This is a genomic window from Kitasatospora sp. NPDC059408 (genome assembly GCF_042751525.1).
Lineage (GTDB): Bacteria > Actinomycetota > Actinomycetes > Streptomycetales > Streptomycetaceae > Kitasatospora.
Genome location: NZ_JBHYWI010000029.1, coordinates 1 through 10,568, shown reverse-complemented (window position 1 = coordinate 10,568; position 10,568 = coordinate 1). Strand labels below are relative to the sequence as shown.

Annotated in this window: 7 protein-coding genes; 3 read left to right on the top strand and 4 right to left on the bottom strand. The window is 74.1% G+C overall.

The genetic code is table 11. The features are described 5' to 3' along the window. Positions 1-50: 50 nt before the first annotated feature. The 4 genes from ACFXDE_RS20520 to ACFXDE_RS20505 form a co-directional block, all read right to left on the bottom strand. A complete protein-coding gene (locus ACFXDE_RS20520) occupies positions 51-488 on the bottom strand; it encodes a DUF742 domain-containing protein (protein ID WP_380496102.1) in 438 nt (145 codons plus the stop codon). After that, positions 485-916, bottom strand: a complete 432-nt coding sequence (locus tag ACFXDE_RS20515; RefSeq protein WP_359957272.1) for a roadblock/LC7 domain-containing protein — start codon at positions 914-916, stop codon at positions 485-487. The genes ACFXDE_RS20520 and ACFXDE_RS20515 overlap by 4 nt, the downstream gene beginning before the upstream one ends. Continuing rightward, a complete protein-coding gene (locus ACFXDE_RS20510; RefSeq protein WP_380496100.1) occupies positions 916-3,207 on the bottom strand; it encodes a sensor histidine kinase in 2,292 nt (763 codons plus the stop codon). The genes ACFXDE_RS20515 and ACFXDE_RS20510 overlap by 1 nt, the downstream gene beginning before the upstream one ends. A 564-nt stretch (positions 3,208-3,771) precedes the next feature. After that, positions 3,772-5,049, bottom strand: a complete 1,278-nt coding sequence (locus ACFXDE_RS20505) for an acyl-CoA dehydrogenase family protein (RefSeq protein WP_380436183.1) — start codon at positions 5,047-5,049, stop codon at positions 3,772-3,774. Between the two features lie 423 nt (positions 5,050-5,472). On the opposite strand from ACFXDE_RS20505, the gene ACFXDE_RS20500 reads away from it, so the two are divergent. The 3 genes from ACFXDE_RS20500 (at position 5,473) to ACFXDE_RS20490 (ending at position 10,502) form a co-directional block, all read left to right on the top strand. Beyond that, on the top strand, positions 5,473-6,537 hold the full coding sequence (locus tag ACFXDE_RS20500; RefSeq protein WP_380496098.1) for a GAF domain-containing protein: 1,065 nt from the start codon (positions 5,473-5,475) through the stop codon (positions 6,535-6,537). 269 nt (positions 6,538-6,806) lie between these two features. Continuing rightward, entirely contained in the window at positions 6,807-8,378 is a 1,572-nt protein-coding gene (locus ACFXDE_RS20495; protein WP_380496228.1) for a lipase maturation factor family protein, read from the top strand. Positions 8,379-8,582: 204 nt separating this feature from the next. Continuing rightward, on the top strand, positions 8,583-10,502 hold the full coding sequence (locus ACFXDE_RS20490) for a hypothetical protein (protein WP_380496096.1): 1,920 nt from the start codon (positions 8,583-8,585) through the stop codon (positions 10,500-10,502). Positions 10,503-10,568 lie beyond the last annotated feature (66 nt).

Sequence of the window (10,568 nt, the reverse complement as noted above, 5' to 3'; positions counted from 1 at the left end):
CGCCGCGGCCGCGCTGCATCTGCCCCGCCCCGGCCCGGCGTGGGTGGGTCTTATTTGGGGTCCCGGGGTGGGGGTGGGGGTGTGGGGGGGGGGGGGGGCCCGCGGTACCCCCCCCGGCCCCCCCCCTCGATCACGGCCTGGATCAGGGAGATGTCCGGCGCCTCGGCGAGCTGGACCGGGGCGCGGGTGAGGATCAGCCGGGCCTCGGCCAGGTCGTCGAGGAGCACCTTGACCACGCTCACCGGTAGGTCGAGCGTGGCCGCGATCTCGGCCACCGCCAGCGGCCGTTCGCGGCACAGGTCGATGATCGCGGCCGGTTCGGGGGTGAGCCGGCTGGTGTCGGTGCGGGGGTCGGCGGTGACCACGAGGGTGATCAGCGCGAAGCCGTCACGGACCGGGCCGGTGCGCCCGTTGGTGATCGCGTAAGGACGGACCAGGTGGCCTGCGTCCTTGTCGAAGAACCAGGCCTCGTCGGCGTCGGCGGTCACGCACCGCCACCCACGCCGACCTGGCCGGCGTCGCTGCGCGGCGCGGCGGTGAGGTACTGGCCGACCTGCTTGACCAGCATGTTGATCTCGTAGGCCATCAGCCCGGCGTCGACCTGCTCGCTGGTGAGCACGGCCAGACGGGCGCCCTGGCCGGCGGTGGTGACGAACAGGAACAGCTGGTCCATCTCGATCACGGTCTGCCGGACGCGTCCGCCGTTGAACCGGTGGCCGGCGCCGCGGGCGAGGCTCTGCAGCCCGGAGGCGACGGCGGACAGGTGCTCGGCGTCGGCCCGGTCCAGGCCCTGGGACAGGCCGACCAGCAGGCCGTCCTCGGAGAGGACGATGGCGTGCCGGGTCTCGGGTACCCGCGCCACCAGCTGGTCCAGCAGCCAGTTGAGGTCGCGCTGGGTGTCGGTGTGCTGCGTCATCACTGCTGTTCCTTGGCTTCCTTAGCGGCGGGAGGCGCGGCCGGTGCGGGGGGTGTGGTGGGTGCGGTCGGCGCGATGGGCGTGGCAGACGTGGCAGGTGTGGTGGGCGTGCCGGGCGCGGTCGGCGCGCCCGGCACGGGGTCGGACGCGCGGGCGGTCCGGGTGCCGCGCTGGATGGCGGCCATGGTGGCGCGGGAGCGCTGGGGGGACGGTTCGTCGGCGTAACCGCGAGCGCCGCCGCCCTGGGGACCATCGCCCCGGGAGCCGTCGCCCCGCCCGGCGTCCCCGAAGTCGCTGTAGACGCTGCCGTCGTCGCTCCCGCCGTACCGGGGAGCCGGGGCGGGGGCGACGGGGCCAGTCGGGCCCGCCACGCCGCCGGGCGCGTTGGCCTCCCGCAACTGCTCGGCGAGGCTGGCGTTGCGGACCCGCTGCGGCAGGACGCGCGGGGTGCGCAGTTCGCCGTCCGGGTCGTGGGCGAACGGGGCGTCGGCCGCGCGCTCGTGGGTGGGCGCGATTCGGTCGGCGGACACGGTGCCGAGGTCGGCCTCGACCGCGTCGCTCGCCCCACCTGTCCCGCTCGACCCACCGGTGCCGTCGCCACCGAGGCCGTCGGCGTGGTTCTCGGCCATGTCGTCGTACGGGCGCGGGTACACGGGCCGGGGGACGACGACGGCGCCGGGCAGGCCGGGGATCGAGGCACCCACGGTCAGGCCGCCGTTGGCGGGCGGAGCGGCCTGCGCGTCGTCCCGGTCGTCGTCCACGGGGTACTGGGCGAGGAGCTCGCTGATGACGGAGCTGGAGCCGGAGCCGGCCCCGGCCCCAGAGCCACCGCCGACCGGACGCACCGGAAGCGCGGGAGGCGCCGGAACAGCCGACGGCGCGGAGCCGACCGGCGGCGCCGAAGCGCCCGGAGGTATCGAGGACGCCGGGGGCACAGTCGGCATGGACGGCATGGACGGCATGGACGGCATCGAGGGAACCACCGGTACCGCCTGTACCGCGGGCATCGAGGGCCCCGGGGCCACGTCCTCCAGCACGCCGAGGTCGTCCACCAACTCCCCGTCCAGCACGCCGAGATCGTCCGCCGCCGCCGGACGCGGCCCCGGCACGGGCGTGCGGGTGACGCGCGCGCCGGAGGGCAGCCCGGGCACAGCGGCCGGCTGCTCGGCCTTCTCCAGCAGCACGGCCGGCACCAGCACCACGGCCCGGGTGCCGCCGTACGGCGAGGGGCGCAGGGTCACCTGGATCTCGTGCCGGGCGGCCAGGCGCGCGACGACGAACAGGCCGAGCCGCAGGTCGTCGCCGAGCGCGGAGACGTCCAGCTCGGGCGGGTTGGCGAGGTAGTCGTTGAGCCGCTCGTACTCCTCCTCGCCCATGCCGAGGCCGCGGTCCTCGACCTCGACCGCGAGCCCCTTCGGGACCTCCTGTGCGGAGACCTGCACCTGGGTGTAGGGCGGCGAGAAGGTGGTGCCGTTCTCGATCAGTTCGGCGACGAGGTGGATGACGTCGGCGACGGCCTGCCCGCTGAGGGAGGCGCGCGGCACGCCCTGCACGACGACGCGCGAGTAGTTCTCGGTCTCCGACACGGCGCTGCGCAGCACGTTGACGACCGGAACGGCGTTGCGCCAGCGGCGGGCGGGCAGCGCGCCGCCGAGGATCACCAGGTTCTCGGCGTTGCGCCGCATGCGGGTGGCGAGGTGGTCGACGGCGAACAGCTCGCGCAGCAGCTCGGGTTCCTCGTGCTCGCGCTCCAGCGCGTCGAGCATGCTGATCTGCCGGTGGATCAGGATCTGAGTGCGGCGGGCGATGTTGAGGAAGACCTTCTTCGTGCCCTCGCGGCCCTGCGCCTGGTGGACGATCGCGGCGACGGCGGCCTGGCGGACGGCGGCGAGGCCGTCGGCGATCTGCTGCGCCTCGTCGCCGGTGCGCCGGGACGGGGACCAGGTCGGCGGCACGGGCACGGGCTCGCCGGAGCGCAGCCGTCCGACGACGGCGGGCAGTTCCTGCTGGGCGAGGGCGAGGGTGTCGGCGCGGAGTCCGGCGAGGCGGGCCGGCAGCGAGCGGGCCGCGCGGATGCCGCGGACCAGGCTGACCAGCAGGACCAGCGCGACGGCGGCGCTGCCGGCGGCGAGCGCGGTGTTCTGCCCGGCGTCGCGCAGCAGGTAGGCGGCGTAGCCCCAGGCGGCGGCGAGGCCCACGCTGGGGACCAGCACGAGGAGGAGGAGCGAGCTGCGGAGGGAGCCGGACCGGCCGGCGCGGTGGCCCGTGCGGGGGGCCGATATGCCTGGCATCTGATTCCTTGTTGCTGGGCCGAACGGCGGTTGTGCCCGCGCGCGGTCCGGCCGGGGCTTCGGGGCGCCACGGCCGGGGTTGCCGGACGGGGGTGACGCGGTGTCACGATCATGACGCGGTGTCACGGGGGTGACTCGGTGTCAGTGTCCGGGCGGGGTGCAGCACGGCCGCCGACGGCAGGAACGCTACCAGCCCCAGGTGCCCTCATCGCAACATCAACTGACGATATGTGACCGGCTGGTGGCAGAAGCGAACACCCTCAGTCGGATGGTGCGGTGACGGATCGTCGCAGGTCGAACCGTTTTCCCGGTGAGGGGGACGGCTCCGCGGGAGGTCGGGGGATCCTTCCGCGGAGCCGTCAGGAACAGGTCAAACGTCGGTATACTGAAGGGTCGGCCACAGAGGCATCGACGGAGACACCGACGGGGACGTCGACTGAGACGTCGGCAGGTTCATCGGCAGGGGCATCGGCAGGGGCGTCGGCGAACGGTCGACGAGTGGGCGGACCGGCGAACAGGGGTGGTCGGTCCGATCGGGGTCGACGGCGGTGCCGGGCCCGGCCGCTATCCCGCCAGCGGCATCGTGATCACCTCTCCGCCGCGGCGCTCGGCCTCCTCCTCCAGCTGCGCCTCCCGCTGGGCCAGTTCGGTCCACGCCCAGCTGGCCGGCCCGGACAGTTCCGCCGACCACTGCTTGCCGTACGTGCCCGAGGCGATCTGCCCGAGCCGCAGCCGCTGGATGTCCGAGGTGCCGGCCGGCGGGTAGACGTGGGTGGCGTCCCGCTGGTAGCGCTCGATGTTGAAGTCGGTGTGCAGGCCGCGGGCCGCGTGGATCTCCATGGCGTTGCGCGCCGAGTCGAGCGCGTACTCGGTGTTGATGAGCTTGGCGTTCATCAGCTCGGCGTCGCAGGCCTTGCCGTGGTCGAGCAGGTGCGAGGCGTGGTAGGCGGCGAGCTTGGCGGTCATCAGTCGGGACTGCATCTCGCCGAGCTTCAGCGCGATGTTGGGCAGCTGGTTGAGCGGCTTGCCGTACAGCACCCGCTCCTCCGCGAAGCGCGCGGTGTCCTCGACGATCGCGACGTGGATGCCGAGGGCGACGGCGGCCAGGTTGAGCCGTCCGTAGAGCGTGGACGACGAGTAGGCGACGTCCAGGCCCTGGCCCTCGCGGCCGAGCCGGTTGCCCACCGGGACGCGGCAGTCCTCGAAGACGATCTCGCCGAAGCTGAAGCCGTGCAGCCCGCTCTGGGAGCCGCGGGTGCCGGTGCGGAAGCCCGGGCGGTCGCTCTCGACGAGGAACGCGGACAGCCCCCGGCTGCCCTGGTCGGTGCGCAGGACGACGCCGTGGACGTCGCCGATGTGGGAGTTGCCCACGAACCACTTGCGCCCGTTGAGGACGTACTCGTCTCCCTCCCGGCGCGCGGTGCCCGCCATGCCGAGCACGTGGCCGCCGGACTCCGGCTCGGTGACGGCGATGGTGGGCAGGGCCTCCCCGGAGGCGAACTTCGGGAGCCACTTGCGCCGCTGGGCGTCCGAGCCGTAGTGGAGGACCTTGGCCACGCCGAGCTGCGAGGCCTGGGCCACGGCGCCCATCGCACCGCTCACCCGGGCCAGTTCCTCGACGATGACGGTCTTGGCGAGGTGCCCGAGTCCCAGCCCGCCGAAGACCTGCGGGATCGTCACACCGATCCAGCCCCGGCGGGCGATCTCGCGCGACAGCTCGAACTCCACCTGCCGGTCGGCCTCCATTCTGGCCACGTGCGGACGTATCTCCTTCTCCGCGAACTCGCGCACCTCCGCCCGGAGGCTCTCGTGGCGCTCGTCGGTGAAGTAGTCCATGGTCATGCCGGGGTCCTCTCGTTTCGGGGTGTCGTGCCTCCGTCCGTGCCGTCGATGCCGCGCCGGCCGCCGCTGCGGTGGGGTGTGGGGTCGTGGGTGGCGGCCGGTTGCCCTCGTTCGCCCCTTTGCAACCGGTGCGTGCGGAACTCCGGCCGGGATCCCCGAGGGTTGGGGCTACCGTCCGTGTCTTCGGCAGGGCTCATTGTCATATGGGCATAAGGAAGTCACCCAGAGCCGATCTTGGATTGGCGCGAAAAAGATCGTCCGAATTTCGCTTGGTTTCGCCACGTGACCGGATGGGAAGTGATCTTCGTCCCCGCGGCAACCTGCCGAGCGGCCGTTCACATGCGGCTTTGACTGTCCATCAGCAACCAGAACCACCCGGCCCGGGGGCGCCGAACCCCCCGGATGTCTGATTACATGTGCGCCATGACTGATGTGATGAGCACTCAAGGCCAGTTCCCGGGTGCCGCCGGCGAGTCCGAGCGCACCCGCAGACTGCGCACCCTCGGTCTCAACGAACCCTCCGCGGACGAAGCCTTCGACCGCTTCGCCCACCTGGCGGCCAGCATCACCCGGGCCCCCATCGCGATGGTCAACTTCATCAACGACGAGCGCCAGATGTTCCGGGGGCTCTACATTCCGCCAAACTCCTCCGACACGGCCTCCGACGACGGCGCCTCCTGGGCCGACCGGGGCATCGCGTTCGACCTCCCCACGCGCGAGATGCCGCTGAGCCACGGCTTCTGCCCCCACGTCGTCGCCCAGCGCTCCCCGCTCGCCCTCGACGACATCCTCGCCTACCCCCGGTTCGCCGGGAACCCGGTCGTCGACGAACTCGGCGTGCGCGCCTACCTGGGCGCCCCGCTCGTCGACGACACCAACACCGTCATCGGCACCGTCTGCGTCCTCGACCGCGAACCCCGCCAGTGGGGGCGCGAGCGCCTGCGCGACATCCAGCACCTCGCCGAGGCCCTCCTCTCCGAGATCCGGCTGCGCGACACCCTGCTCGCCCAGCAGCAGGAGATGTTCGCCGCCTTCGACGGCTCGCCCTTCCCGATCATGCTCACCGACGGCCCCGGCCAGGAGATCCGCTACGCCAACGCCCAGCACGCCGAGACCTTCGGAGCCCCGGCGGCGTACGGCGCGGTCGGCGCCGCCTACCCGCAGCTCGGTGCGGCCGGCCTCCAGCAGGCCGTCGCCGAGGCTTACCACACCGGGCGGGCCACCGTCCTCGGCGACGTCCGGATCCAGTCAGGGCGCCCCGACCAGCGCGGGCAGCAGATCTTCAGCTTCACCTGCACCCCGATGCGCACCGCCCGCACCGGCCAGGTCAACGGTGTCCTCACCGTCGGCATGGACGTCACCGCGCAGTCCCGCACCGAGGAGGAGCTCGGCACGCTGGCCGCCCTCCTGGTCGACCGGCTCCAGCAGAACGGATCCGCCGGCCGCCCGGGCATCGCCGGGGAGAGCGGAATGGTCCTGCCGGGCTGAACGCCGAGCGGCCGTCCGCGGCACCGTCGAGATCACCGGACCGTCCAGTGGGGCGGGGCGCCTCTCACCCCCGAGGAGAGGCTCCCCGCCCCACTGCCGTCCGGGCCCGGGCCCCGATCGTCCGTACGCCACCGCCTGCCGCCTGCCGCCGTCCGCCCGCCGCCTGCCGTCCGAACTCCGCCATCAGCCGCCACCGAGCGGGTGAACCGCCCGCCCCCACCCGCCCGTTCGGGCCCGACCGACCGCCCGCGGTGGTAGGCATGGGCCGCATGGACTGGTTCGCCGCCCCCGACTACTGGCCGAGCCGGCTGCTCGTCCAGCGGATGCTCGCCGGCCTCTACCTGATCGGCTTCCTCGATGCCGCGGCCCAGTTCCGCGCCCTGATCGGCGCCCACGGCATGCTCCCGGTGCCGCGCTTCACCGCCCGCGTCCCCTTCCGCCGGGCACCCAGCCTGTTCCACCTCCACTACAGCGACCGCTACTTCGCCGCCGTCGCGTGGACCGGAGCCGCCGCGGCCGCGGCCCTCGCCGCCGGACTCGGCGACGCCCTCCCGCTCTGGGCCTCCCCGCTGCCGTGGGCCCTGCTCTGGGTCCTCTACCTCTCCATCGTCAACGTCGGCCAGACCTGGTACTCCTTCGGCTGGGAGTCGCTCCTCCTCGAAGCCGGTTTCCTCGCCGCCTTCCTCGGCACCGCCGACACCGCCCCGCCCGCCCCCGTCCTGTGGCTGATGCGCTGGCTGGTCTTCCGCGTCGAGTTCGGCGCCGGACTGATCAAGATCCGCGGCGACAGCTGCTGGCGCGACCTCACCTGCCTGCGCTACCACCACGAGACCCAGCCCATGCCAGGACCGCTCAGCTGGTTCTTCCACCACCTGCCCGACCCCCTCCACCGCGTCGAGGCCGCCGCCAACCACGTCGTCCAACTCGTAGTCCCGCTCGGACTCTTCCTCCCGCAGCCGGTCGCCACCTACGCCGCCTGCCTGATCACCGCCACCCAGCTGTGGCTGATCGCCTCCGGCAACTTCGCCTGGCTCAACTGGCTCACCATCGCCCTCGCCCTCGCCGCCGTCGACCCCGCCCGCATCGGCCTGCCCGTCCACACCCGCACCTACCCGGCCACCCCCGCCTGGTACGAGGCCCTCGTCCTCGCCCTCACCGCGACCGTCGCCGTCCTCAGCTACTGGCCCGTGCGCAACCTGCTCTCCCGCGGCCAGGTCATGAACCGCTCCTTCAACCGGCTCCACCTCGTCAACACCTACGGCGCCTTCGGCAGCATCAACCGCGTCCGCCAGGAGGTCGTCGTCGAAGGCACCGACGAACCCGTCCTCACCCCCGACACCGTCTGGCGCGAATACGGCTTCAAGGGCAAACCCGGCGACGTCCGCCGCCTGCCCCGCCAGTACGCCCCCTACCATCTACGGCTCGACTGGCTCATGTGGTTCGCCGGCATCTCACCCGGCTACGCCCGCCCCTGGTTCCTGCCCTTCGCCGCCCGCCTCCTCACCGGCGACCCCGCCACCCTGCGCCTGCTGCGCCACAACCCCTTCCCCGACGCCCCGCCGACCCACGTCCGGGCGACCCTCCACCTCTACCGGTTCACCGGATGGCGCGAACTGCGGCGGACCGGAGCGTGGTGGCACCGCACCCCCCTGTCCGAATACCTCGCCCCCGTCGACCTCGCCGCCCTCGCCCGAGCCGGCCACCGCCCGCCCCCGGGCCACCGGCCACCGCCCGGTCGGCGCACCCGCACCGTCCCCCTCGACCGCCTCCGTCGCCCGGACGGCCGACACCACCACCCGCCCGGCCCCGCCGGCGGTCACCCGCCCGGACCTCCCGAGTAGCGCCCAGCCGGGCGTCATGGCACGCGACACCGGCCCGTCGGACGGTGGGTGCGTGCAAGGCTCGAACGGGCACCCGTATTCTGGGCGTCCACAACCGGCGGTTCGACCGCGCGCCCCCCGCCCCGGCCCCGGGGCACCCCGCGCGAACGGTCCGTCGCCCCCTCGCCGCCAGCCCCGCCGCCGTCGCCCAGAACCGGACCTCACATGACAGTGCTTCACTCGCGCAACGCCGACGCAGCCGACCCGGCGGACGTCGCCGACGCCGCAGACGTCAAGGACCCCCAGGACGCCGCCGCGGAGCCCGACCTCCGCGAGGACCTCGGCCGCTACGCCGAACTCGGCGCCTTCACCCTCACCACCGACACCCACGCCTGGTACGCGGCCCTCGACACCGTCGCCACCCCCGAGGACGCCCGCGCCGCCAGCAGCGCCCTCGCCGAACTGCGCGGCCACGACCTCACCCGGACCTGGGAGGCCGTCACCGCGCTCGCCGCCGACGCCAAGCTCGACGAACCCGACACCGTCGCCAAGACCGTGCTCCTCGTCGAACTCCTCCAGCGCGTCCACCGCACCTCCGGCACCCTGACGGCCGCCGCCTACGACGCCGACCTCGACGCCCTCACGGCCGCCACCGCCGACGGCGCCTGGCGCCGCGAGCGCGGCGTCAAGCTCTCCTGGCTGCGCGCCCGCGCCCTGCGCAAGCAGGCCGCCGCCCTCGCCACCGAGCGCCGCACCCGCCGCGAGGACCTCCACGAGGCCCTCGCCTCCGCCGAGGTCGAGCGCCGCGCCTGGGCCGCCCTCGCCCCCTCCGGCACCCTGCCCACCGCCCCCGGCGACGGCACCCTCGTCGAGCGCACCGCCCAGACCTTCGACGCGATCAACGCCGGCCTGCGCGAACTCGCCCGCGTCCTGCCCGACCACGACCTCGACGGCCTGCCCTTCGCCGAGCTCGTCGACCTCGTCGAGCGCCTCGCCGCCGACGAGGGCACCCTCTACCGCCTGCCCACCATCCACAGCCTGCGCACCACCCTGGAAGAGGCCGGACTCGGCGACCTGCTCGCCGAACTCGCCGCCGCCAGGGCCGACCGCCGCGCCGCCGACGCCGCCTACGCGGCCCGCCAGGCCCTGGCCGGCGGCCAGCGCGACGGGCTGGCGGAGGCTCCTGCCGCGGCTGTCGTCGCGGAGGAGGCCGACGAGGCGGCCGAGGCCGAGGCCGTGACCGAGACTTCGGCGGAGCCGGTGGCTGAGCCGGTGGCCGAGGCGGAGATCGGGGACGAGCCGTCCGTCGTCTCCCTCCCGGCGCCGTCCCCGGCGGCCGACGACCTCGTGGCCGCCGCCGCTGCCGCGCTCGTCGAGACCGAGGACGCGCCGGTCGAGGCCGAGGAGCCGAAGGCCGTCGAGGAGACGGCCGTTGAGGCTGCCGAGGCCGCGATTGAGGTCGTGGAGCCGGAGGCCGTCGTGGCCGAGGTGGCCGCCGAGTCGGTGGAGGTCGTCGAGGAGACGGCCGACGAGGCCGAGGCCGTGGCCGAGCCCGCCGTTGAGGTTGCGGTCGCCGAGCCCGAGGCCGTCGTCGAGGCTCCCGCCGTGGTGGAGGAGGAGCCCGGCGTCGAGGCAGAGGCGGTGGAGCCGGAGACGACCGTCGAGGCCGAGCCCGAGGCTGTCGAGCCCGAGCCCGAGCCCGAGCCGGTCGCCGAGCCGGTCGCTGAGGTCGAGGCCGCTGCCGAGCCGACCCCCGAGGCCCCGGAGGCCGTTGAGGCGCCGGTGGCCGTCGAGGCCGAGGTGACGGACGAACCGGAGGCCGCCGTCGAGCCCGCCGTCGAGGCTCCGGCCCCGGTGGAGGAGGAGTCCGCCGCCGAGGCAGTGGCGGTCGAGGCGGAGGAGCAGCCCGTCGAGCCGGCCGCGTCCGCCGGTCGCCCGGCGAAGCCGGACTTCACGCCCGGGCGGCCCGTGACCGCCTACTCGGCGGAGGAGCTGCTGGCGGTCGTCCGCTGGGTGGACGGCGACGGGGTCGAGCGCAGCGAGGAGGAGCTGCTGCGCGCCGCGATGAAGGAGCTGGGCTTCGGCCGCCTCGGTCCGCGCATCAAGGAGGCGCTGGGCGCCGCCGTCACCGCCGCGCGCGGCTGACGGACCCACCGCAGTGCCCGAGGGGCCCCGCACCCCACCGGGGGTGCGGGCCCCGCCGGCGGTAGG